The following is a 22,946-nucleotide window of genomic DNA, read 5'->3' as shown; positions in this document are numbered from 1 at the left end:
CCCGACATCGGATAAACTCGACCGTTGGTGCCACCGCTTATCCCGGTGTGCCCGCTTGCAGTTCATCTGCACCAGCGTTTTCTGGCAGTGACGACCCCTTCTTCCCGCTGAGGTCCCGCGCAGTGACACCCCATCAGACAGTTGGAGCCCCCGGGTTTCCCCAGAGATAGGTACGAAGAGTGGTTTACGCAGTAGTGCGCGCCGGCGGTCGGCAGGAGAAGGTCGAAGTCGGCACCATCGTGACGATGGATCGCGTCAAGGCAGACAAAGACGGCAACGTCACGCTCGCCGCGGTGCTCCTCGTCGACGGCGACAAGATCACCTCCGACGCGAAGTCGCTCGAGAAGATCACGGTTACGGCCGAGGTTCTCAACGACCTCCGCGGCCCGAAGATCGTGATTCAGAAGTTCAAGAACAAGACCGGTTACAAGAAGCGCCAGGGTCACCGTCAAGACCTGACGCGCGTCAAGGTCACCGGAATCAAGTAGAGCCTGAGGAGAGCAGCTAATGGCACACAAAAAGGGAGCGAGCTCTACTCGCAACGGTCGTGACTCCAACGCACAGCGCCTCGGCGTGAAGCGCTTCGGTGGCCAGGTCGTCGGCGCAGGCGAGATCATCGTCCGCCAGCGCGGCACCCACTTCCACCCGGGCGCGGGCGTCGGTCGCGGTGGCGACGACACCCTGTTCGCACTCGAGGCCGGCGCGGTGCAGTTCGGTCACAAGGGCGGCCGCAAGGTCATCAACATCGTGGCGGTCGGCGAATAGTCGATCGACGGTTGTCGTGAGGGCGGGCTTCGGCTCGCCCTCACGTGTTTTCATCGGTTTGGAGAGTGCAGCATGGTCAGCTTCGTCGACGAGGTGACGCTGTTCCTGCGTGCCGGTCATGGCGGGAACGGCTGCGTCTCGGTGCGCCGTGAGAAGTTCAAGCCACTCGCGGGCCCCGACGGCGGCAACGGCGGGCACGGCGGCGACATCGTGCTCGTCGCGGACCCGCAGGTGACCACCCTCCTCGCCTATCACGGGCGTTCGCACCGCAGCTCCTCCAACGGCCAGCCCGGCATGGGCGATCACCGCTCCGGCGCGCTCGGCGAGACTCTCGAGCTGCCCGTGCCCATCGGCACGGTCGTCAAAGACGAGCACGGCGTCGAATTGGCCGACCTCACCGAGCCGGGCACGCGTTACGTCGCCTCGGCCGGCGGCCTCGGCGGACTCGGCAACGCCGCACTCTCGAGTACGAAGCGCAAGGCGCCCGGCTTCGCGCTCCTCGGCACGCTCGGCGACGAGGTCGAGATCACGCTCGAGCTGAAGACCATCGCGGATGTCGCGCTCGTCGGTTACCCGTCGGCGGGCAAGTCGAGCCTCATCGCTGCGTTGTCGGCGGCTCGACCGAAGATCGCCGAGTATCCGTTCACGACGCTGCACCCGAACCTCGGTGTCGTGCAGGCGGGCGACCACCGCTTCACCGTGGCCGACGTGCCCGGCCTCATCGAGGGCGCGAGCGAGGGCAAAGGGCTCGGCCTCGAGTTCCTCCGCCACGTCGAACGCTGCACGGCACTGCTGCACGTCGTCGATTGCGCCACCCTCGAGCCCGGTCGCGACCCCATCACCGACCTCGAAGTGATCCTCGGCGAGTTGGCCGCATACCCCGTTCCCGAGGGTCAGGTGCCGTTGCTCGAACGCCCCCAGCTCGTCGCCCTCAACAAGATCGACGTGCCCGAGGCACGCGAACTCGCCGACTTCGTGCGTCCCGAACTCGAGTCCCGTGGCTACCGCGTGTTCGAGATCTCCACGGTCAGCCATGAGGGCCTTCGCCAGTTGGGCTTCGCGCTCGGTGAGCTCGTCGATGCCAGCCGCGCCGAGGCGGCCGCTGCTCCTGCGCCCGAGCGCATCGTCATGCGTCCGAAGTCCTCCAACGACCCCGGCTTCACCGTGCGGGCAGAGGGCGGCAGCTACGGCACCCTGTACCGCGTACTCGGACAGAAGCCCGAGCGGTGGGTTCAGCAGACCGACTTCACGAACGATGAAGCCGTCGGCTTCCTCGCCGATCGACTGGCGAAGCTCGGCGTCGAAGACGCACTCGTGCGCGCGGGCGCCGACGCCGGCTCGGCCGTCGTCATCGGAAAGGGTGCCGGGGTCGTCTTCGACTGGGAGCCGACGCTCACGTCGACCGCCGAGCTCATCACCGCGCCGCGCGGATCCGACATCCGTCTCGACGAGAACCGGCGTGCCACGCGCGCCGAGCGTCGAAGCGAGTACTACGAGCGCATGGATGCGAAGGCCGAGGCACGCGCCGAGCTCGAGCGCGAGCGCGGCGCCGGCATGTGGTCGGAGCTCGATGAGCAGACGGCGGCAGAGGCTGCCGCAGGCAGCGACGTCGACGCCCCACCACCAGCAGGCGTGTCCGACGACGGGGAGGACTCGAGCAGCGAGGAGCGCGCATGACGCCTCGCAATCGGTCCGAGATCCCGGCGGCGACCCGCATCGTCGTGAAGGTCGGCTCTTCGTCGATCAGCGGCGAGAACGCCGAACAGATCGGGCCGTTGGTCGATGCCCTCGCCGCCGCACATGCTCGCGGCGCCGAGGTCGTGCTCGTGTCGTCAGGGGCGATCGCCACGGCGATCCCGTTCCTCAGCCTCGACGGCCGGCCATCCGATCTGGCGACGCAGCAGGCCGCCGCCGCGGTCGGCCAGAACGTGCTCATGTGGCGCTACCAGACGAGCCTCGATCGCTACGGGGTGCTCGCCGGTCAGGTACTGCTCACCGCCGGCGACCTCGAGAACGCCACGCCCCGCTCGAACGCGCAGCGCGCGATGGACCGGCTGCTCTCCCTCCGAATCCTGCCGATCGTGAACGAGAACGACACCGTCGCGACCCATGAGATCCGATTCGGCGACAACGATCGGCTCGCGGCCCTCGTCGCCGAGCTGATCGGCGCCGAACTTCTCGTGCTGCTCTCCGACGTGGATGCGCTCTACACGAAGCCGCCGCACCTCGACGGCGCGCTACGCATCGAGCATGTGCCGTTCGGCGACCCCTTGTCGGGCGTCGAGATCGGAGCGGCCGGGGGCGCCGGCGTCGGAGTCGGGGGAGCGGAGACCAAGGTCTCCGCGGCCCGCATCGCCGCCGAGGCGGGCGCCGCCGTGCTCATCACCTCGACTCCGCTCGTCTCGGAGGCACTCGCCGGCGCCGCGGTCGGCACTTGGTTCGATCCCGCCCCTGAAGGTCGCCCGGCGACGGCCCCAACGCGGTGACCACCGGCGCGACCTGACGATCGTCATACGGTGAACGGCGACACGCCGCTCACCTAGGCTGGTCGCATGGAGCAGCCCGACTTCGACGCCTCGGTGATCGACACCCGCCTCGCCGCCGCGAAAGACGCCTCCCGCCGCCTGGCACAGGCCACGACGGCCGAGAAGGACGCGGCGCTCGAACAGGTCGCCGTGCTGCTCGTAGCCCGTTCGGCAGAGATCATCGCGGCGAACGGCGCCGACCTCGAAGCGGGTCGCGGGGCCGGACTCGCGTCAGGACTGCTCGACCGGCTCACGCTCGACGAACGACGGGTCACCGCTCTCGCCGGTGCGGTTCGCGAGGTGATCGGCCTCGCTGATCCCGTCGGCGACACCGTGAGCGGCCGTTCGCTGCCCAATGGCGTGCGCATCGATCAGATCCGTGTGCCGCTGGGCGTCATCGGCGCCATCTACGAAGCACGACCGAACGTCACGATCGACATCGCAGTGCTCGCGCTCAAGAGCGGCAACGCCGTGGTGCTCCGAGGTGGCACGGCGGCCGAGCAGACGAACCGGGTGCTCCTCGGCGTGCTTCGCGACGCACTCGACTCGGTCGGCCTGCCGGCCGAAGCGGCGCAGACGGTCGACGACTTCGGCCGCGCAGGGGCCCGCCACCTCATGCAGGCCCGCGACTACGTCGACGTCCTCATCCCGCGCGGCAGCTCCGGGCTCATCAGAGCCGTCGTCGACGAGGCGAAGGTGCCGGTCATCGAAACGGGAGCCGGCGTCGTGCACATGTTCCTCGACGAGAGTGCCCGCGAAGACTGGGCGGTCGATCTCGTGCACAACGCCAAGACGCAACGGCCGAGCGTCTGCAACGCACTCGAGACGTTGCTGGTGCACTCGGGCGCGGCGGAGCGCCTGCTCCCTCCGGTGCTGGCTCGCCTCGAGGCATCCGGTGTCACCGTGCACGGCGACGAGCGCGTGCGCGCCATCCGGCCCGAGGTGCAGGCGGTCACCGATGAGGACTGGGCGACCGAGCACATGTCGCTGGACATCTCGGTCGGCGTCGTCGACTCGCTCGACGGCGCCCTGCGCCACATCCGCCGGTATTCCACCAAGCACACGGAGTCGATCGTCACGAACGACCTCGGCAACGCCGAACGATTCCTGAACGAAGTGGATGCCGCGGCGGTCATGGTCAACGCCTCCACCCGCTTCACCGACGGCGCAGAGTTCGGGTTCGGTGCAGAGGTCGGCATCTCTACGCAGAAACTGCACGCGCGCGGGCCGATGGGGCTCCCCGAATTGACGAGCACGAAGTGGATCGTGCGCGGTGCCGGGCACGTGCGCGACTGACCTCGCTAGACTGTTCGGAGCACGACCCGCAGGATTCGAAAGGAACGGCGAATGAGCCTAGCCACCGCAGTACAGACCTCGACCGTGTTGAGTGAGACGGTGCACGCGAGGGAACTGCCGATGGAGACTTGGGTCTACGGCCTCATCGCGATCGTCATCTTCGCCGCGCTCGGTTTCGTCGTCGCGTCGTACCGCGACGTGGCCAACCGGCACGCTGCCAAGGCGGCGGCCTACGCCGCCCGTCACACCGGAGACGAGCACGGCGGCCACTGAGGCGGGCGGCCGCCAGATGACGGTCGCGGAACGCCGGCCTCGCATCGGGGTCATGGGCGGCACGTTCGATCCCATCCACCACGGTCACCTCGTCGCGGCAAGCGAAGTGGCGCAGTCGCTCGAGCTCGACGAAGTCGTGTTCGTGCCGACCGGCCAGCCGAGCTACAAGTCGAACGTCACCCAGGCTGAGCACCGCTATCTGATGACGGTCATCGCCACGGCATCGAACCCGAGATTCACCGTGAGCCGGGTCGATATCGACCGCAAGAAGCCGACGTTCACGATCGACACCCTGCGCGATGTTCGACGTGAACGCCCTGATGCCGACCTCTACTTCATCACCGGCGCCGACGCGATCGCGCAGATCCTCTCCTGGAAAGATGTGCAAGAACTCTGGGATCTTGCGCACTTCGTTGCTGTGAGTCGTCCGGGACATGTGCTGTCTGTTTCTGGATTGCCGGAGCAAGACGTAAGCTTGCTTGAGGTTCCGGCACTTGCGATCTCGTCGACCGATTGCCGGAGCAGGGTGCGCCGGGGTTTCCCGGTTTGGTACTTGGTGCCCGATGGGGTCGTCCAGTACATCTCCAAGCACCATCTCTACCGGAGTGTCGAATGACGTCGTCGCAGGATCCGCCGCTGACGCGCCGCGAAATACGCGAACGCGAGCGTCTGCTGGAGCAGCAGGTTCCTTCGGTGAGCCCGGATGCCCCGCCGCAGGCGGTTCCTGCACCGGCTCCCGCACCCGTGCCGCCGCAGCCCGTTCCCGTGGCTCCCGCGCAAGCGGTTCCCGCACCGGCGCTTCCGGTGTCAGGATCGAACCCCGCGTATGCGGCGCCCCGGCCCCGAGGTGCGTTCGCTGAACCCACCTCGCCTTACGCCGCGCCGCTACCGCAGCAAAGCCCATTCGCACCGCGCCCAGTGCCGCCCGCGCCGGCTCCAGCCGTGCCGCAGGCGCCTGCTGTGCAGCAGCCCCCGCAGCAGCAGGTTCCCTGGCAGCAGCCTCCGCAGCAGCAGGTTCCCTGGCAGCAGCCTCCGCAGCAGGCGGAACCGTTGAGCGCTCGCCGGGCACCCCAAGAGCAGCCGTGGCCTGTTGCCGAAGAGCCGACGACGCCCGAGCGCACGCTCACCCGGCGCGAGCTTCGCGCGATGCTCGACTCCAACCAACTCGACGAGTTCGACCTCGAAGAAGAAGAGGCCGCGCAGTACTCCGCAAGCCTCCCGCAGCCTGGGCCTGCGGTGCCGCCTCCCGCAGCGGCGAGCCCGACGCATCCACCGCGACAGGCCGATCCTGCGGCCCCAGTGTCGGCTGCAGTCGGCCACTGGGCGTCGCAGCTGAACACCCCTGTGGAATCGGCCGAGCCCTTCGACCAGTTGCTTTCACGTGGCGGTGTGAGTCACGGCGTTCCGACCACGACGAACGCGCTCATCCTCCCGACGCTTCCCGACAACGGTTCGATCGGCAATCCGATCGCGTCGAGTGGCGAGATCATCGCCACCGGCTCGATCGACCTCCCTCGCTCCTACGGGGCGACGGGAGTGCACCCGAGCCATATCGATTCCTCCGACGTCGACCGTCTCTTCGACCAGGTCGAAGACGTCGGCACCGGCGCCGCGCCCGTCGCGGCGACCCGCGCGATCAGTACGCAGGGCGCTTCGCGCACCATGATCGCACCGCCGAAGAAAGAGGGCATGAACCTGCCGCTCGTGCTCGCCGTCACCGCCGGCGTGCTCGCACTCGGCGTCGTCGCCACCCTCGTCATCGGCTCGATCTCCGGGTTGTTCTGATCCGAGACATCCATCACCCACCGGAAGTGAGCGCATGACCGCATCCGACCAGGCACTCGACACACTCGCGCTCGCGGCGCGGGCAGCTGATTCGAAGGGCGGCGACGACCTCGTCGCTCTCGACGTGTCGGCCCCGCTTCCCTTCGCCGACGTGTTCCTTCTCGTCACCGGCAACTCCGAACGCAACGTTGTCGCGATCGCCGACGAGATCGAAGACGTGCTCGGCCGTGCCGGCACGCCGACCCGACGGCGCGAAGGCCACCAGGCGGGCCGCTGGATCCTGCTTGATTTCGGCGACCTCGTCGTGCACGTCTTCCATCAGGAGGAGCGCCTCTACTACGGTCTCGAGCGGCTGTGGGCCGACTGCCCGGCACTGCCGGTGGCACCGTTGCTCACCGCGAGCAACTGAGCATCGCGGCATCCGCTGGTCGAGCCTCGCTCGATTTCTTCAGGGGGCCGGGGCTGGTGTAAGCTCAATTCGTTGCCCCGCACGGGGTGTAAGGGTCTGTGGCGCAGCTGGTAGCGCACCTGCATGGCATGCAGGGGGTCAGGGGTTCGAGTCCCCTCAGATCCACCAAAAACCCCTGATGAATCGCTAGATTCGTCAGGGGTTCTCTCGTTGAAAAAGGGCAAAAATGGGCCGTTGGGTCTGTTTTGGGTCACTTTTCAAAACGATGACGGACCACCACAGGCATCCACATGCGAAGTCCTGAGACGGCAAGCATTTCGGCTTGATGCGCACTCCTGAGGAGTATGAGCGCCTTGCGGAAGAGCGCCCGATGGTGCGCAGAGCTCGCTTCCTCGGTCCCGTACAACTCGACGAGAACCCCCCTCAGCTCGCCGGCCGCGTAATCAGAAGGGTCGAGCAAGATCAGGCACTCAAGCTTGAAGTAGAGCGCGTAGCTCGAATCCATGATCTGCCGAGGCGTACACAGGACGCCGTCGACGTCCCGTTGGAACCGCGCGGCGCTTTGCGCAGATGCGGTCAACGCCTTCTCGGCGAGCTGCCGCACGACTTCAGGGAGGCCCGTGTAGTCGATCGTTCCATCTGGTGCGATCCGACCGGACTCGTAGAGGTACTTGTGGACCGGCAGATTTGACGTCGTACCGGGTCGGATGCCGTCGGGGATGCCCGAGAGGAGGACATTGGTCGGCTCAAGCGGGAGCCTCCGAATCCCGAGGACATCCTGCTCGACGTCAGCGGCGGGCGCTGGCACTTTGTCAGCGGTGCGGGCTGACGGCAACAAGCTCGAGGGGCGCAAGTTCCACGCCTGCCTCCTACGTCCCTCGACTCGACTCCCTCAATGCAGGGGCTGGGGGAGGGTTCGCCGGGGCGCTCGGGGTTGGGGGCGCCCCGGCTGCTCCCGGGGAGGTACGTCAGCCGGCCACGGCAAACACTCAGGCGTCAGCTGGCGATTCCGTGGCAGCCAAGCGTGAATCTCTGTAGGCACGTGAATCTCTGGTGGTAAGGGTCAGTCGATTCAAAATCGACACTCCCGCGCAGATGAGGCCGATCAGAAACGGATAGACGGCGCAGCGTTCGATGAAGCCGATGATGCCGATGACGGTGTCGCCCGCGGTGAAAATCGCAGCAAGGTAGAGCGCCGTTGCAAACAGGCCGATCACGCCGGCCGTGACCAGCGTTCTCCGGACAGTCGATGAGAGACCGGCGCGCCAGCCCATGCTCCCGAGCACGATAGCCAGTACGTTGGCGCCGATGAAGCCTGCGAACGCGCCGAAGCTGTGGAGTTCGCCAGTGCCGTTCTCGAGCGCTTCGCCTGAACCAGGGAAGACCGCGAGGAGGACCCCGCCGACGGCCAACATTGTCGCGGGCACAAGCGCTGCCCAGCGGCGCCAGCCGTATAGACCGCGCAGCATCGCGGCGCCAGCGAGAATGATGATGCCGAACAGGAAGAACCCGGTGTTCATCACCCACGCGAGAGGTGAATACATATACTGCCCGAACAGCGTCGAAGGCTCGGCGACTCCGAGGTTGCTGATGAAGTGGTACGTGTAACTGTACGGCGGATCTGTCCAGGCTGCGGCGGCGATGAACTCGGTGATGAAGAAGATCGCAGGCCCGGCGATGAGCAACGCTCCTGCGGTTCGACGCTGGGCGGGCCGACCCGCACCAGAGGCGAGCCTTCCGACATTCGAGCCTTTCACGGGTTCCCTTCGGGGTGCGCTACGACGTGGGTCGGTCTTCGCGGTTATGGACGTGGCTTTCTGGTTAACTTCACTCACACGCAAAGTATAGCGAGACTACTTTCGCTGTCAATGTAGCGATAGTCCAACGCTAGTAGGATCGGGCTATGGTCGATGCGGCAGTTTTGGGACGGCGCGAACGCAAGAAGGCGGCAACACGGGCGGCGATCCTAGAGGCGGCGACGTCGCTTTTTCTCGCTCGCGGCTTCGACGCAGTCACGGTTCGCGAGATCGCGGAACAGGCGGACGTCTCGCCCAAGACCGTTTTCACGCACTTCCCCCAGAAGGAGGCACTTGTCTTCAGTGACGAAGACGAGCGGCACGAACGCCTTGTGACCGCGGTTCGCGGCCGGGCACCGGGGACGACGATCTCTGACGCCCTGAAGGCGTACTACCTCTCCGAGATCACCGCCATGAGGTCCGAACCTCAAAGACAGATCCTGGCCCTGATGCAAGAGACCCCTGCCCTCGTCGACTACGCGGAGAGTATGTGGTTCCGTCACGAGGACGTCTTGGTCGTCGCGATCACCGAGGAGCTTGGCCTCACGGAGCCGAGTGAAGAAATCCGCTTCTACGTCCGATTTGCATTGCACATCCAGCTCAGCGCGACCCGCGAAACGAATCCACGACCGACCATCGATGCAGGATTTCGGCTCCTTGACAGGGGTTGGACGCGCTACAGAGCGGCCGGGGAATAGCGCGCATCCGTAGAAGCCTCGCGTAACAATGGCATCCTTTGACCAATCACCCAGCCATGTACCCGCTCCCACTGCAATACGGCTCGAGAGGCGGCTCAGTCTCACACGGATGAGCGCGACGAGGCCAGTCGCGGCCAAAATGGGATCGTTGGCCAATGGTTCGCAACGGCTCGAGGCGGGCCGTCCACTGGCCGCAGTAAAGCGCGTGCCCTGAGCGAGTTCGTCGGGGAGGACGTCGGCCGGAACGAACGACGAGAGCGCTCATGAGTGAGGCCGTACTGCTTCTCGGGCTCACGGAAGTCCGCGTGGTGCGCATAGGCGTCGACCAGGTCTCGGATCGCGAGCCGGTCGGCGACGTCTTCCAGAGTGAGGGTGGTGAGCCTGTTCACGGGCATCTCCTTCAGTGTCGGTCATGAGTTGATTGGTCAGCGGGGCGCAACAGTCGTCCAGAGTCGATCGAAGGAGATGCTGTCGAAGAAGGCGACGCCGTTTACAACCTTCTCGTCCTCCAGCCGCAGGAACCAGGCATAGGTGTTGCTGTAACGCGTGCCTGCAATGGTCCTACCGGCGCCGTCCCAGACGACGATGACCGTTCCATACTCGACATCCTCGAATACCTCACGAATGATCTCTGGACGGAATGGATCGTCCGGATCGACGAGTTGTTGCTGGTCATCGTTCAACCACTTTCGGGCTCATTTCGGCTTCGTCCCGGTGTGGTCGCACCAGTTCGCCGATTGCCTGAGCGATGGGCACGTGACCGGCGACAACCTGCCATTGTCGTCCGATGCTTCGTTCCTCGCGGAGTGTCGCGACAAGCGTTGCGGCGACGTCCCCTCGTGCGATGGTGCCCATGGGGATTCCACTGTCACCAAGGTGAATGAGGCCCGTGGGTCGTTCGTCAACCAGCCAGCCCGGTTCGATGATCGTCCAGCGCAGAGCCGATGCGCGCAGATTCGCGTCTGCGGCTCTCTTGGCCGCGTAGTAAGGGGCGAATTCCGGAGTGTCGACTTCGGCGGGTATCCGATCACCCGCCCCTATAGAGGAGATCTGGATGAATCGTCGGATTCCGCCTCGTTCGGCTGCCTCCACCGACTTCAATGATCCGTCGCGATCGACGCCGCTCACGGCACGCGGATCGGAGCTGCCTGCTGCGAAAAGGACCCCGTCGCATCCGGAGAACACTGTCGTCAGTGCCTGTGGAGAAGCGGTAGTCAGATCCAGTTGCCTGATCTGCGCACCCGTCTTCGCCAGCAGGTCGAGCCGGTGCACACTCCGGCCAAGCGCGATGACCGCGTCTCCATGCGATCGGAGTGCTTGGACAATGTGACGGCCGGTACGCCCCGTTGCCCCCAGTACGGCGTAGGTGTGCACGCTGTCGCCCAGAGTATTCCTCATCGCATGCCCTTCCCCAACTTCCCGGGAGTCGGGAACCGCGGTTCATAACTGGCCCATTCCCGTTCAAGACGCCGACTCATCGACACGATGACCACAACGAGGTAGATCCCTCCGCCAGCTACTCCGGTGAGGAGAGCGGTGGTCGTCGGGAGTGTGAAACTTCGGACAATTCCGGCGACGAAGATGCCGACGAGGACGGCGTTGACCACGGCGATCAGCATCATGCTGCTTCCCGCGAAGTGGCCTGGCCCGGAGCGGCGGCCGAACATAACGTACGTCTGCTGGCTGCCCAGCCGGTCGTCGAACGCTGAGGTCATCAGGTAGGAGCGGATGTCAGGGTACAGCTCGGCGTACGCGGCCCGCAGACGGTTCATTGCCAACACGTACGCGAGGTCTTCGAACCCGACATTGAACACCCGTATCTGTGTAAGGACGCCAATCCCCAGCACGATGGCCACTACGATCATCGCCAGCACGACGAACGTTCCACTGAATTGCATCGCCTGTCCCGCGAGTGCGAGGCTGACCAGGCCGGCAGAGGTAAGGGTCAGGAAGATGCTGATCCGGTTGAGCACCTCGGCCTGGGTAGTGCTGCGGGAGGCGAGCAGCCCCCAGTGTTCCGTTGCGAGAAGCTGCGCTTGCACCGCCGGGGAAACCTGCTCGGGATCGGCCATGACTGCTACCCGATCACGAGACCGTTGCCGCATTCCGCAAATGTGGCAGCACGGCACGGTTGACGCGTTGGGTTGAGAGCACGTTGACGTCGTAGAGCTCCGCGAGTTGCTCCGGTGTGTTGCCGGCATAATGCACGCCCACCGCGATGCCGTCGGCGGCGAGGCGTTCAGCGGTGACGCGGCCTATTCCGCCGGATGAGCCCGTCACGAGAGCTACGCGGGCAGTGGAATCGCTCATGATGATGCCTTTCGTGACGTGGCGAGAGGTCGGGGCGTAGAGTGCGGAAGATCTGCGCGACGCCTAGATGCTCCGCCTTTATATTGCGTGCAACCAACCCGGTGCTGCATCCGTGTACCCACTAGTGCTTCCACGGGGCGCTGTCTCAGTGACCAGTTGTCGGTGAGGTATCCCCTGAGATGGTCGCTGGTCCCACCTCGGGCAGGCGGGTACTCTCATGCCGTGCTTGCCCGATACGCAGAACGGACCCGGCAGCCCAGCAAACATCCAGCCAGGTACCGCAAATGCGGTCCCCGGCGCACGGACGTGGTGCGGTAAGCGGCTCAGCGCGGTATACCTGTCACCTCGACATCCACCCCATCCACCCGCGCCGAGCAGGGCCGCTATAGGCGGCCTGGCTTGCCCTCGAGAGCACTTGCTGGCGCGGAGATTAGCTGGTGGCGCGATTTGATTTGGAGTTTGCTCAACACTTTCGCGAGGTGGTACTCGATCGTTCGAGTGCGATCTGCGCGAGGGCGGCTTCCGCGTCTGCCAATCGGTTTGTCCGGGAGGCCGCCTCAATCAGCTCAACGTGTGTCCAGGTACTTGATGCGTGCAGGACGTGGGACGCCTGCGGCGATGTGTTCGTCGTAAAGAAGGGGGTTCTCTCAGCGTTCATGATCGAGCTCGTGAGCCGACACCGCGAGCGGTGAGCGAGCTCAGGCTTCGAGGTGCCGGTGCGCGGCGAGAACTGGTCCGTGCGACAGGACATCCCTGCCGACTTCTATCGGATGAACCGTGCTACGAGCGTAGGAGAGCCTCCGGGTCGGGCAGAGACATCGACTGTCTCCGCAGGCCCAGAGGCCCTGTCCTCGCGAGTTCTCAACCGTCCTCGCCCATGTTGTGGCCGTCTGGCCGGCTCGTCCGATACGAACCCGCGAGGCTGATATCACTCGGCCCCGCAGGAGTCTCCCGCGCATCCGGAAGTGATCTCCGACCCATGCACTCCCATCACAACGACACCGCCTGTGTCGCTGTCGCCGATCTGAGCGTTGACTTGGCCGGTTCCTCCGATGACGATGTTGGAATCGTCCGCTGTCACCACGTTTCCGTTTCCCTCTGCGTGCATTGAGATGTCGTCGAATCCGTCGCCGCCGATCGTCAGTGAGCCTGCGCTAGACGACGCAGGAGTGAGGCCGTTATTGGAGTCTGTCGCGGTCGTCGTTGGCGCGACAACGTCCTCGGCGTCGTCCTCGTCATCTGGAGCCTCAGCTTCTTCATCGGGCTCTTCTCCTTCATCATCTGGGGCGTCGCCAGAGGGTCCCGACTCGATGACGGAGTCGGTTACATCGACCGCGATCAGTCCGCTGGAGTCCGTATCTCCGGTATTGGCATTGATGAGACCATTCCGGTTGATGAAGACGTTCGAGTCGTCGTCCGTGACGATCTGACCGTTGCCGACGACATGCAGTGAGTGGTCTTCGAATCCTTCGATGTAGACGTCCTTCGGCGAGGCCCCCGACTGAGTGCTTCCCTGCAGCATTTGGCTCACTAAGGCTGAGACGCTTGTCGCGGACGAGTCAGTCGTTGCCGGCCCCCCTGACTCCACAATGGCGGACACGTTCGACGGAGAGCTCTCCAGGCTCGAGCCGTCGGATTCCAGGGCGACGATTCCGCTGCCGGTCGCGTCGCCGGTGTTGGCGGTGAGCTGACCATTCGGACCGAGGAACACGATCGACCCGTCCATGGCTGTGATCTGAAGCCCCATGCGGTAGAGCATCTGTGTCGTGAACGTCTCATATCTGGTCGTGAACGTCTCATGTCTGACGGTGGCCGCAGGATGGCCGCGAGGTTGCGAACCGGACGCCGTTGTGACATCGGGACCTTGCCAGGACTGGGATCCGCCAACGGGATCCGGTGTGGCGATCTCCTGCTCGGCGCTAGCCGCCGTGAGATCCTCTGCCGAAGTCACGTTGAACACAATGATCATCTGCGGCACTCCAGAGCCCGCCCCGCCAGGCGCCCCGGGGGTTGCGGATGTCCCCTCACCGCCAGTGAGGTCGGATGTCGCTGCGACCGTGAGCCCACCGGTTGTGTCGTGAGTCGAATCGCTGAGGATCCACCCGAGCATTCCGCCTGCGACGGCTATAAGGGCAGCGATTAGCGCCGTCTTGCCGTCGAGACGCGCGCCATGCTGCCTCGCGTCGAGTTGAGTTGTCTGTTCCATTGTTCTTCCTTCATTCTTGAATCACGGGAGCGCTTATGGCGAGCCCGATCTGGCTGAGTCCCGAGAGTTCAACACTGCGCGAGTGCATGTCCGAACTAGCTGCTGCCATTTCAGTCGTAGCGTTCTGTTCGCGGCGTCGTCGGCCAGTGGTGCGGCTCTGATCGGTAAGCACTGATGAGCTGTGCTTCGCCGCTCAGAAGGGCGAACTTCTCTATCACCATCGACGACTCGACAAGGCTGTATGCGCGGTGACGCCGACAGGAGTTGCGTTGGTGTTCGACCCCCGTTCTCCGAGGAAACTGCAGCTGACGCTGCATTAGTCCCCAGCCTGCGCCCGCGAGCCGCGCCTTGCATCTGTGCTCGTCCTAGTGCTATTTCCCGTGCGGTCTGCAACTAGCGGCTCTGCACCCGAGATCCGCTAGCCCAACCCCTAGCCTTAAACCAATACCGGGCATACTCTTGTGCCGTGCTAGCACGTCAGGCTGAACAGGCCCGACTGGATGACCTTCTGGGTCGCGTCCGCAGCGGCCACAGCTCGACGCTTATCCTCGACGGCGACGCAGGAGTCGGAAAGACCACGCTCCTGGAGCACTTTGTTCAGCGCGGCACTGGGATGCAATTGCTTCGCTCAACGGGCATCCAATCCGAAATCAAGATGGCGTTCGCAGCCCTGCATCAGGTGTGCCGACCGCTGTTGAGCGCCATAGCGAAGCTGCCTGGACCACAGCGCGAGGCCCTAGAGACGACATTCGGACTCCGTTCCGATCGGCTCCCAGGAGAGTTTCTCGTTGGCATCGCCGTCTTGGGCCTGATTTCGGAAGCCTCCCGTGCTGGGCCGGTACTTTGTGTCATCGACGACGCACAGTGGTTGGATCAGAGTTCGGCAGAGGTACTCGGCTTCGTCGCCCGCCGTCTCGAAGCGGAAGCCGTCGGGATGGTCTTCGCCATGCGCTCAACGACTGACATCCGCCCGTTCAAGGGTCTTCCGCGCATCACGGTCAGCGGTTTGGGAAACGCCGATGCTCGGCAACTGCTTGCCGGTCTGGTACCTGGCCCGATCGACCAGGTCGCCATGGAGAGGATCGTCGACGAGGCGGCAGGGAACCCACTGGTGCTTGTTGAGTCGGCGCACGCACTCAACCGTGCCGAGATCGGGACCGGCATCATCTTTCCAACCATCTCGTCGCACCCCAGTCACCTTGAGGAGCACTTCAGTCGGCGCTTGAGGTTGCTCCCGCTGGATTCGCAGCAGTTGCTCCTCATTGCAGCCGCCGAGCCCACCGCAGACCCGTATGTAATTCAGGCTGCGGCGTCCACGCTTGGAACTTACAGTGACGCCCTGAAGCCGGCCGTCGACGCCGAGCTCTGCCACGCTGGCGCGGGCGTGCGGTTCCGGCATCCTCTTGTGCGCAGGGCGGTCTATCGCACCGCGTCGGCTGCGGCGATTCGTGCGGCGCACGCCGCGCTGGCCAGCGTGAACCCGGACGCGACGGACCCAGTGCTCCTCGCCTGGCATCGCGCCCGTGCATGTGAAGGGGCTGACGAGGATGTCGCCGCCAAGTTGGCGGCCGCTGCCGGGCGCGTGATGGCCCGCGGCGCTCCGGCTGCGTCCGCTGCCCTTCTTCGGCAGGCGCAACAAATAACGGCAAACGCGACGCTCAAGGCCAAGTGGTCATTGCGCATTGCCCAAGCGGCGCTTGCAGCTGGCGATTTCGCGAACTCGGAACGCGATCTCCAGGCCGCGTCGTTGAATCTTCTCGCCCCTGACCTGCAGGCTGAATCAAAGCTCACGGAAGCGAGACTCGCATTTGCGCGCGACCGAGGCGAAGCGGCGCTGCCGCTGCTACTGGAGGCCGCGGACCGGCTGGTCGCCGTCAATCCCGAGGCAGCGCAAGACGCCTATCTCGAGGCGCTTTCCGCTGCACTCTTTGGCGGACAGCTTGAGCAGACCGACCTTGAACAGGTTGCGCAGAGGTGGACGGCGGCCGGGTTGCCGCCCAACAATCGCCCAGCCCAATTGCTGCTTGACGCTTTGGGGCAGGTGAGTTCGCGGGGAGATCCACTGGCTTGGTCCCGCTTACGCGAAGCCCTGGCTACGATCATTCGACCGAACGGACAGGAGGACCCGCCCATTCCCGCTCTGTGGGTTGCCTCGGTATCGGCGGCCGCGGCCTGGGATATTGACGCGTGGGACGCGCTGTCCAGCCGTCTGGTGGCGCTCAGCCGCAAGGCGGGCGACTACAGCGAATTACCTGCAGCGCTCAGCTCCCGCACCTTCGTTCACCTGTTCACCGGCGAGACTGGCCTAGCCGTCGAGGCTGTGGAAGAGACGGCGACGATCACGTCTGCGACCGGTGGCAACATCAGTCCGTATGGCGCGATCGGCGTTGCCGCCCTCCAGGGACGTGAGCAAGAGCTCGACGAGCTCATCGAAGCAACAATCCCAAGTGCGGAACGGCGCTCGGACGCAACCGGGATCTCGATATCTCGTTGGGGCGCAGCCCTCCTTAACAACGCCAGTGGCCGCTATGAAATGGCTTTCGAGTTGGCATCACGCGCACTTCCTCTTTTTCACGTAGTGAACGCGGCAAGCACCTGGACACACGTGGAACTGATTGAGGCAGCCTGCCGAACAAACCGGTCTGCAGAAGCGGAAGCCGCCCTTGCGCAGATCGCACCTCCGCTGCAGTCAAGCGGTGCCGAATGGGGGCTGGGCGTCCTCGCGCGCTCGCGCGCATTGCTCGATAATGGCGCCCAAGCGGAGGAATTCTTCGCCGAAGCGCTTCGTCTCCTAGAGCCGACCCGGTGCGTGGTCGACTTCGCACGTACAGCGCTCGTGTACGGAGAGTGGCTCCGACGACGTCGGCGGCTCTCCGACTCGCGCACGCAGCTGAAAAGAGCGCTTCAGGTGTTCGACACGGTTGGAGCCACAGCCTTTGCCGCTCGGGCCACTCGCGAACTGCGCGCGGCGGGTTCGCAAGTGCGTAAGCGCAGGGCTGCATCATCGCCAGTGCTGACGACGCAGGAATCACAGATTGCGCAGCTTGTCACTCAGGGCCTAAGCAACGACGAGGTGGCCTCTCGAATGTTCCTCAGTCCTCGGACGATCGAGTACCACCTTGCGAAAGTGTTCGGCAAGTTGCAAATAAATTCACGCCACCAGCTACCCTCGGCACCGGCAGGCGCTCTCGAGGGCAAGCCGTATCGGCGCTAACGAGACCCGGCGCCGCAAGTGGATGAGGTGAAGGTCGAGGCGGCGGGTTCTGCCGAGCCAAGCCGTCGACACGGCGACGAGGCTCGGGCACTACGCCCCGCCGTCATCACAGAGGTTCCGGTCCTCTCGGAACGAGAGCCACCACGAAACGGCGTGATCAAGGAACGACACCGGCGAGCGAACCCGGAGCTTTTCAGAACATCGCCGATGTCATTGCGCACAGCCGAATTCGCGCGACAAAATCGTTCGGTGCGGCGTCTCTCACTCCGGCCACGAACCACCCCTGCAGTTGCGGACAAGAACCACCATCCGCGCCGCCCTGCTACCACGTCCCGATCGACTGCATCGCAGTCCTACCGGCACTCGGCTCGTCTGCCGGCGTCTATCGCCGACCGTCACCGCAAACGGAGAAATGAGGGGAAAGACATGCCGTACTTCACAACGTCCGACGGGACCGAAATCTACTATACCGACCAGGGCAGCGGGCTTCCGGTGATCTTCAGTCACGGGTGGCCGCTGAGCTCAGACGCGTGGCAGTTGGAACTCAAGCTCGTCACAGACGCCGGTTTTCGGGCGGTCGCACACGATCGCCGCGGCCATGGCAGGTCAACTCAGACTGCCACAGGCAACGACATCGAGACCTACGCGCGTGACCTCGGGGAGCTGGCTGAGGCGCTCGACCTGCAGGGAGCCGTGAGCGTCGGTCATTCGACCGGAGGCGGGGAGGCAGTCCGGTTCGCAGCCAGGTACGCACGCGGTCGCGTGCGGAAGGTGTTCACGGCCGGCGCGATTCCGCCGATAATGGTGAAGTCGGAAGCCAACCCGGAGGGTACCCCGATAGAGGCGTTTGACGACATCCGCGCCAGCATCCTTGCCGATCGCTCTCAGTACTGGTTTGACTTGGCAAGGCCGTTTTACGGATTCAACCGCCCGGGTGTCGCTGAGTCGAAGGGGCTCGTCTATGACTTCTGGCGGCAGAGTCAGATGGCGGGCCTTACGGCGGCGTACGAATGTGTGAAGGCATTCTCCGAAACGGACCTCACGGAGGACCTGTCGTTGCTCGACGTGCCGATCTTTATCGCCCACGGCACCGATGACCAGATCGTTCCAATCCGCGACTCGGCGCGCAAGGCCATCGACATCGTGCGGCAGGGAACCCTCAAAGAGTACGAGGGTGCGTCGCATGGCATCTGGGGCGAGTACCAGAAGTCGCTAGATCAGGATCTGCTGGCGTTCGTCGCCGATTGATTCGGCACTCAGCTCGTCCGTGAACACCCGATACCGAGACTGCGACACACTCACCCGACAAACATCCCGCGAGCCTCGGGGCAGATACGGGAGACACGCCCATGGACTCGGAAGCACGCGGGCCGGAACGCTCCGCGGTGTGCAGGTCGCTACCGTGCAGGAGGGGAGGCCCGGTCGTCCTCGGGTCAGTTCAGAGTGAAGGTGTACGTCTCGGAGTTGCCCGCAACATCGAACACGACCAGCGTGTTCTCGCCCTTCACCGCACCGAACGTGGGCGGCTTGATGAAGTTCACATCGGACCACTGATTGTTCGACAGGTCCTTCACCTTGCCGTTCAGCTCGACCCGGTCGATCTTCTGCGCGTCGTACAGCTTGAACGAGATCACGTCGAAGGTGTCCCCGGTCTTCACCGTGAATCGCTCGCCGTCCTTGATCGTCGCCGTCGGTTTCGTCGCGTCGATCGAGAACCCGAACGAACTCGTCTTCGACACATTGCCCGCCAGATCATGCGCGTTGTACTTCACCGAGTACTCACCATCCGGCAGCTGCACCGTCGCGGTGTGCGACGCCGACTTCGCACCGTTCGCCACCTGAGTCTGCGTCGACTTTACGAGCTTGCCCGCCTTGTCATACACATTCGCCACGATCCTTGACAGCCCGACGTCGTCCGTCGCATCCACCTTGATCGCCACCTGCGCGAATGGACCAGCTGTGGAGGGCGACACCAGGGTCACCTCAGGACGCTTCGTGTCGAGCACCACGCGGGTAAAGGTCCACGATCCAGAGCCGACTCGGTAGCGGTCGAGTCCAGCCGAGGACCCGAGCACCTCGGCTTCGGCGCCGCCGGTTGACGTGATTCGGTAGGTCGCGCCCTCGGCCGTGGGAAGCTCTACGACCGCTGAGACATTGACAGGGACTGTGGCGCTCAGGGTGACGTTGTCGCCGTCACGCGTCCACGACGAGGCCACGCGGCCACGCTGCGTGACCTGCGAGCCCTCGGCGGAGGTCAATCCTGTGTCTGGGAGAGTGATCCGCACGTTGGACGCTCCCGGCGTGGTGACCTCGATGCCGAGTACCGAGTCGATGATGTCGACGATGCCCTGCGCTCCCCAGCCGTGCGAACCGCTGTTCGCCGAGCCGCTGAGCACCCACGCCTCGGGCGTGAAGGTCCCACCCTGAGCCAGCCACTGCGCCCATCCGAAGTCCTCCTCGTTCGTGAGCAATCGAAGGAGCGCCTCGCCCTGACCCGACGCCGCCAGCGCCTCGAGCAGAAGGTGCGACGTCATCGGCCCCTGGCGCATACCCATCGACGCGATGTACTCGCCGAGTTCGGGCAGATCCTCCTGCGGTGCGATTCCGAATTCGATCGCGTACGACGTCGAATGCTGCCCGGCGTGCGGGGACTGGGTGCCGTCGGAGAGCAGGCCGTCGATATAGACTCCGTCGTCACGGCGCAGCGTCGCGTTCATGCGTTGCGCGAGCGCATCGGCGTCGGCGGTGTAAGACTGCACCTCAGCCTCCGGCTTGCCGAGTTCCTTTGCCACCAGCGCCACCTTGCGCAGCACGTCTACACCGAGCGCGTTGACCGTTGTCCGGGCTGCAGCGCTCATGTCGTAGTCGAAACGGCCGTGAGCGGGCCAATCGACGATGCCGTACAGATAGGCGCCGCTGCCGCCGGTGAGCTGGGTGACCAGTCCGGCTGTGGGGCCTTCGGCCGGGATGTGGCGGCGGACGTAGTCGGCGGTTGCGCTGATGTTGTCGTAGACGTCCTCAAGCAGTTCGCGGTCACCGGTCTCCTGGTAGTACTGCCAGATCCAGTCCGGCACCACCTGCGTGAAGTCGGGGATGTCCCGCTTTCCGTCGCCATTGGGATAGACGGCGTTGTAGCGGCCAGCGTCCTCCAGCGTGGTGCTCCACCACCTCTCCTGACTGAGCATGAACTCGCGGATCGCCTTGCGTGTTGCGACTCGCTCACGCTGCGTTGTCATCAGACCGTCGGAGATGTTGATCGTGTCATGCAAGAACTGTCCCTGTTCGCGCGTCGGAGTGTCGACGAATGTCTCCTGAACCGAATAGCGGAGCGAACGGTCCATCAGGTCCCACACCGCGTTCAACGTCGGGTCGGAGCTGCTGAAGGTCGCCGCGCCGTCGTCGGGGTACTCGACGTGGACGATCGTCGCTGTCACGTCGTCCGTCGTGATCTCCTCGCCTGCCCCTGGGATCTCCAGGTAGCGGAACCCCAGATGCCCGAATGCGAAATAGTCCTGCGGGCCGTCGATCTGCGTGTAGGGCCATGTCATATTGGTGCCCTGTGTGTCCACACCGGCCGTCGACACACGTCCGTCCGCCGCGAGCCCCAGGCTGCCCCGGATCGGAATCACCCGCCCCGTCTGCCCGTCATCGAACGAAACCGCCGGTCGAGCTGGTATGACCCTTCCGAAGTCGGCCACCGGTGTGCCATCCGCGGCGATGGTGATTCGTTCAGGATGAACGACTGTTTCGGTTAGTCGGGTCAGGTCGCCTTCAAGATGGCTCCACGGCGCCGTAGGGTGCGGCCCGAGAACCACGGCGTCCGTCCACTCACTGTCGTCATACGATGGCTGCTTCCAATCGCCGACCGCCGCCAGGGCGGGGCCCTCGAGGTGCTCGATGTAAAGCCCCTCACCATTGCGGGTGCCGACCATCAGGTAGGGACCACGTCGCACGTTCCAGGAGTCGTCGGTGGCGATCACGATGTCCGGGCCCTCGGCGTACTCGACCACGATCCGGGCGAGGAGCCCCGGTTCGACTTCGGCGCGACCCTGTCCGCTGCTGAACCAGTGCAGCATCGCCCCGACGGCGAGCTTCTCGCCCGGTTCGATCAGGTCGGTCACGTCGGCGACTTGGTAGTAGCCCTCGCCGGGGTATCCGTAATTGCTCATGCGGTCGGCACGCTGACCGTTGAGATAAAGCTCCGCAGTGTGGCTTGCAGCGAGATAGCTGCGTGCACGCACGATCTCCCCGACGGGGAGATCCACCGTCGTTCGAGCGAGCGTGTACTCATCCGCCTCCCGCGTCGTGGAGCCCTTGACCCACTGGCCGAGGTCGCTGGAGAAGTCCTCCTCGAACAGCACCTCACTTCCGTCCAAAGAGGTCACGCGGATGTCATCGAAGTCGGTGACCTCGCCGTTCGCCTCGCGGAATCCGATCGTGCCGCTGCTGGAGCCGGTGTCGGAAGGATCAGTCCAGCTGTCGACCACTTCGCCGTCGATACTGGTGGTGAACGTGCTTCCCTCGACGCGGACACTCAGCTCGTAGGTGACACCCGGGTCGATCGTGATCGGCGTGGAACGACGGGCGTCGGTCGGGAACTGACCGTCGACCATACGGTGCGTCTTCAGCGCATTGTCGTTGGCATGCAGCTGCCACATATAGCCGTCGCCGCTGTCGGTCGCGCGGAACACGATCGCCGCGGCACGTGTGATCGGCGTGACATCCATCGTGACGACGTAGTCGGTCCAGCCGGTCCCTGCCTTGGCCAGCGTCACGTTGCCGCCGCTGACCCGGCCACGACCATCGACGAGGCTGAGCGCCGTGGCATCGGGGTTGCCGGGTTCGCGGCGTATCCACTCAGCGCCGCCCCATTCATCGTCTTCGAGGCCTGTCTCGAACATCGCCGCTTCCGACTTCGGGGAGGCCTTTCCGTTCCGGTCCCAGGTCTGGACGGTCCACGAGTACGCGCTTCCGGGGGCGAGCTCCTTGCCGACGTAGTCGACGTAGGACTGCTCCGACGACGTCACCTTGCCGGAATCCCACACGATGGCGTCGGAATCATCTACGACCCGGAGACGGTACGCGCTCTGCACCTCATTTCCGTCGCCGTCTTGTGGCAGCCAGCCGAAACGCGGAGTGAGATCGGTGCCAAGAGGGTGTCGAACGTCTTCCACAGTCAAGTCGGTCGGCGCTTCTGGTGCACCTGTGCCTCGTTCGGACGACGCCGCCGATGCCGGCGCTGCGTAGAGCGGCACCAGGAGGGCCGCGGACGCGAAGATCGCCATCAATCCAGTGGCGCGTTTCACCTCACTCACGTCCGTCTTCGACGGTTTCAACTCCGGGCGAGCTGTTCCCATAGGCGACAGGGAGTACCGCGGCATTGTCTCTCCTTCGAGCAACGACAAATGGGTGACCGAATCAGCGGAAGGAACCGGTTCAACGTTCCCGAAGGAATCGTATTGAATGGATTCAACGCGTTCAACCTAGCCAACGGGTGAAGGTTGTGTCAACGATTCGAATCGGCCACGGGGCGGGGCGAGTCCGCGCGGGGGCAATCGTCAACGGTTCGAACTTGTCGGGTTGCAGGCTGCATTCGACGCTGAGTCCGACGCGATGATCCATCCACCAGTCGCCGGTTCTTGAGATCGCTACCAGCCGCCGAACCCATG

Annotated in this window: 20 protein-coding genes and 1 tRNA gene; 13 read left to right on the top strand and 8 right to left on the bottom strand. The window is 64.6% G+C overall.

Features of this window, described 5'->3' with window-relative positions; translation table 11 throughout:
- The first annotated feature begins 179 nt into the window (after positions 1-179).
- The 10 genes from rplU (at position 180) to AC1C2R_RS17040 (ending at position 7,221) form a co-directional block, all read left to right on the top strand.
- Positions 180-488, top strand: a complete 309-nt coding sequence (gene rplU, locus AC1C2R_RS17085; RefSeq protein WP_495353896.1) for a 50S ribosomal protein L21 — start codon at positions 180-182, stop codon at positions 486-488.
- Between the two features lie 19 nt (positions 489-507).
- Complete coding sequence (rpmA, locus tag AC1C2R_RS17080) at positions 508-765, top strand: 50S ribosomal protein L27 (RefSeq protein WP_022892059.1); 258 nt, start codon at positions 508-510, stop codon at positions 763-765.
- A gap of 72 nt (positions 766-837) precedes the next feature.
- On the top strand, positions 838-2,442 hold the full coding sequence (gene obgE, locus AC1C2R_RS17075; RefSeq protein ID WP_495380724.1) for a GTPase ObgE: 1,605 nt from the start codon (positions 838-840) through the stop codon (positions 2,440-2,442).
- The gene (gene proB / locus AC1C2R_RS17070; protein WP_495353898.1) at positions 2,439-3,251 is read left to right on the top strand and encodes a glutamate 5-kinase; all 813 of its coding nucleotides are present in this window, start codon (positions 2,439-2,441) and stop codon (positions 3,249-3,251) included. Before obgE ends, proB begins: the two co-directional genes overlap by 4 nt.
- A 66-nt stretch (positions 3,252-3,317) precedes the next feature.
- Positions 3,318-4,586: a glutamate-5-semialdehyde dehydrogenase gene (locus AC1C2R_RS17065; protein WP_495353899.1), complete on the top strand. Its 1,269-nt coding sequence runs from the start codon at positions 3,318-3,320 to the stop codon at positions 4,584-4,586.
- 51 nt (positions 4,587-4,637) lie between these two features.
- Positions 4,638-4,859 carry a hypothetical protein gene (locus tag AC1C2R_RS17060; protein WP_495353900.1) on the top strand — a complete coding sequence of 74 codons (222 nt, stop codon included), beginning with the start codon at positions 4,638-4,640 and terminating at the stop codon, positions 4,857-4,859.
- Between the two features lie 16 nt (positions 4,860-4,875).
- Positions 4,876-5,475 carry a nicotinate-nucleotide adenylyltransferase gene (gene nadD, locus AC1C2R_RS17055; protein WP_495353901.1) on the top strand — a complete coding sequence of 200 codons (600 nt, stop codon included), beginning with the start codon at positions 4,876-4,878 and terminating at the stop codon, positions 5,473-5,475.
- A gap of 344 nt (positions 5,476-5,819) precedes the next feature.
- Entirely contained in the window at positions 5,820-6,644 is an 825-nt protein-coding gene (locus AC1C2R_RS17050; protein WP_495380723.1) for a hypothetical protein, read from the top strand.
- Between the two features lie 34 nt (positions 6,645-6,678).
- On the top strand, positions 6,679-7,053 hold the full coding sequence (rsfS, locus tag AC1C2R_RS17045) for a ribosome silencing factor (RefSeq protein ID WP_495353903.1): 375 nt from the start codon (positions 6,679-6,681) through the stop codon (positions 7,051-7,053).
- 92 nt (positions 7,054-7,145) lie between these two features.
- Positions 7,146-7,221: transfer RNA gene (locus AC1C2R_RS17040), tRNA-Ala, on the top strand.
- 82 nt (positions 7,222-7,303) lie between these two features.
- Here AC1C2R_RS17040 and AC1C2R_RS17035 read toward each other — a convergent pair.
- Both AC1C2R_RS17035 and AC1C2R_RS17030 read right to left on the bottom strand, forming a co-directional pair.
- Positions 7,304-7,861 (bottom strand): hypothetical protein, encoded by a 558-nt coding sequence (locus AC1C2R_RS17035; protein ID WP_495380722.1) that lies wholly within the window; start codon positions 7,859-7,861, stop codon positions 7,304-7,306.
- Positions 7,862-8,042: 181 nt separating this feature from the next.
- The gene (locus tag AC1C2R_RS17030) at positions 8,043-8,888 is read right to left on the bottom strand and encodes a DUF998 domain-containing protein (protein WP_495380721.1); all 846 of its coding nucleotides are present in this window, start codon (positions 8,886-8,888) and stop codon (positions 8,043-8,045) included.
- A 68-nt stretch (positions 8,889-8,956) separates the two neighbouring features.
- Between AC1C2R_RS17030 and AC1C2R_RS17025 the strand changes: the two genes are divergently transcribed.
- Positions 8,957-9,547, top strand: coding sequence for a TetR/AcrR family transcriptional regulator (locus AC1C2R_RS17025; RefSeq protein WP_495353906.1), 591 nt, complete (start codon positions 8,957-8,959; stop codon positions 9,545-9,547).
- A 425-nt stretch (positions 9,548-9,972) separates the two neighbouring features.
- Here the strand turns inward: AC1C2R_RS17025 and AC1C2R_RS17020 are convergent, their stop codons facing one another.
- From AC1C2R_RS17020 to AC1C2R_RS17000, 5 genes are all read right to left on the bottom strand, one after another.
- On the bottom strand, positions 9,973-10,230 hold the full coding sequence (locus AC1C2R_RS17020) for a nuclear transport factor 2-like protein (protein ID WP_495380720.1): 258 nt from the start codon (positions 10,228-10,230) through the stop codon (positions 9,973-9,975).
- Positions 10,220-10,921: an SDR family oxidoreductase gene (locus tag AC1C2R_RS17015; protein WP_495380719.1), complete on the bottom strand. Its 702-nt coding sequence runs from the start codon at positions 10,919-10,921 to the stop codon at positions 10,220-10,222. Before AC1C2R_RS17015 ends, AC1C2R_RS17020 begins: the two co-directional genes overlap by 11 nt.
- A 20-nt stretch (positions 10,922-10,941) precedes the next feature.
- Positions 10,942-11,619: a hypothetical protein gene (locus AC1C2R_RS17010; protein ID WP_495353910.1), complete on the bottom strand. Its 678-nt coding sequence runs from the start codon at positions 11,617-11,619 to the stop codon at positions 10,942-10,944.
- Between the two features lie 13 nt (positions 11,620-11,632).
- The gene (locus tag AC1C2R_RS17005) at positions 11,633-11,857 is read right to left on the bottom strand and encodes an SDR family NAD(P)-dependent oxidoreductase (RefSeq protein ID WP_495380718.1); all 225 of its coding nucleotides are present in this window, start codon (positions 11,855-11,857) and stop codon (positions 11,633-11,635) included.
- Between the two features lie 928 nt (positions 11,858-12,785).
- A complete protein-coding gene (locus AC1C2R_RS17000; protein WP_495380717.1) occupies positions 12,786-14,063 on the bottom strand; it encodes a hypothetical protein in 1,278 nt (425 codons plus the stop codon).
- Between the two features lie 466 nt (positions 14,064-14,529).
- Here AC1C2R_RS17000 and AC1C2R_RS16995 point away from each other — a divergent pair, with 466 nt between their 5' ends.
- Together AC1C2R_RS16995 and AC1C2R_RS16990 are read left to right on the top strand one after the other, a co-directional pair.
- Complete coding sequence (locus AC1C2R_RS16995) at positions 14,530-17,277, top strand: AAA family ATPase (RefSeq protein ID WP_495380716.1); 2,748 nt, start codon at positions 14,530-14,532, stop codon at positions 17,275-17,277.
- Between the two features lie 426 nt (positions 17,278-17,703).
- Positions 17,704-18,525 carry an alpha/beta fold hydrolase gene (locus AC1C2R_RS16990; RefSeq protein WP_495380715.1) on the top strand — a complete coding sequence of 274 codons (822 nt, stop codon included), beginning with the start codon at positions 17,704-17,706 and terminating at the stop codon, positions 18,523-18,525.
- Positions 18,526-18,710: 185 nt separating this feature from the next.
- Here the strand turns inward: AC1C2R_RS16990 and AC1C2R_RS16985 are convergent, their stop codons facing one another.
- A complete protein-coding gene (locus AC1C2R_RS16985) occupies positions 18,711-22,562 on the bottom strand; it encodes a family 78 glycoside hydrolase catalytic domain (RefSeq protein WP_495380714.1) in 3,852 nt (1,283 codons plus the stop codon).
- Between the last annotated feature and the right edge of the window lie 384 nt (positions 22,563-22,946).

Source organism: Agromyces sp. Y182 (genome assembly GCF_059445385.1).
The sequence above is the reverse complement of the archived record's forward strand: the minus strand, read 5'-3'. Positions and strand labels throughout refer to the sequence as shown.

Coding starts and splice junctions, on each gene's coding strand:
- AC1C2R_RS17065 (WP_495353899.1), top strand. CDS start 3,318: ATGGAGCAGCCCGACTTCGACGCCTCGGTGATCGACACCCGCCTCGCC.
- AC1C2R_RS16985 (WP_495380714.1), bottom strand. CDS start 22,562: ATGGCGATCTTCGCGTCCGCGGCCCTCCTGGTGCCGCTCTACGCAGCG.
- rsfS (WP_495353903.1), top strand. CDS start 6,679: ATGACCGCATCCGACCAGGCACTCGACACACTCGCGCTCGCGGCGCGG.
- proB (WP_495353898.1), top strand. CDS start 2,439: ATGACGCCTCGCAATCGGTCCGAGATCCCGGCGGCGACCCGCATCGTC.
- AC1C2R_RS17005 (WP_495380718.1), bottom strand. CDS start 11,857: ATGAGCGATTCCACTGCCCGCGTAGCTCTCGTGACGGGCTCATCCGGC.
- AC1C2R_RS17000 (WP_495380717.1), bottom strand. CDS start 14,063: ATGGAACAGACAACTCAACTCGACGCGAGGCAGCATGGCGCGCGTCTC.
- rpmA (WP_022892059.1), top strand. CDS start 508: ATGGCACACAAAAAGGGAGCGAGCTCTACTCGCAACGGTCGTGACTCC.
- AC1C2R_RS16990 (WP_495380715.1), top strand. CDS start 17,704: ATGCCGTACTTCACAACGTCCGACGGGACCGAAATCTACTATACCGAC.
- AC1C2R_RS17060 (WP_495353900.1), top strand. CDS start 4,638: ATGAGCCTAGCCACCGCAGTACAGACCTCGACCGTGTTGAGTGAGACG.
- AC1C2R_RS17025 (WP_495353906.1), top strand. CDS start 8,957: ATGGTCGATGCGGCAGTTTTGGGACGGCGCGAACGCAAGAAGGCGGCA.
- obgE (WP_495380724.1), top strand. CDS start 838: ATGGTCAGCTTCGTCGACGAGGTGACGCTGTTCCTGCGTGCCGGTCAT.
- AC1C2R_RS17010 (WP_495353910.1), bottom strand. CDS start 11,619: ATGGCCGATCCCGAGCAGGTTTCCCCGGCGGTGCAAGCGCAGCTTCTC.
- nadD (WP_495353901.1), top strand. CDS start 4,876: ATGACGGTCGCGGAACGCCGGCCTCGCATCGGGGTCATGGGCGGCACG.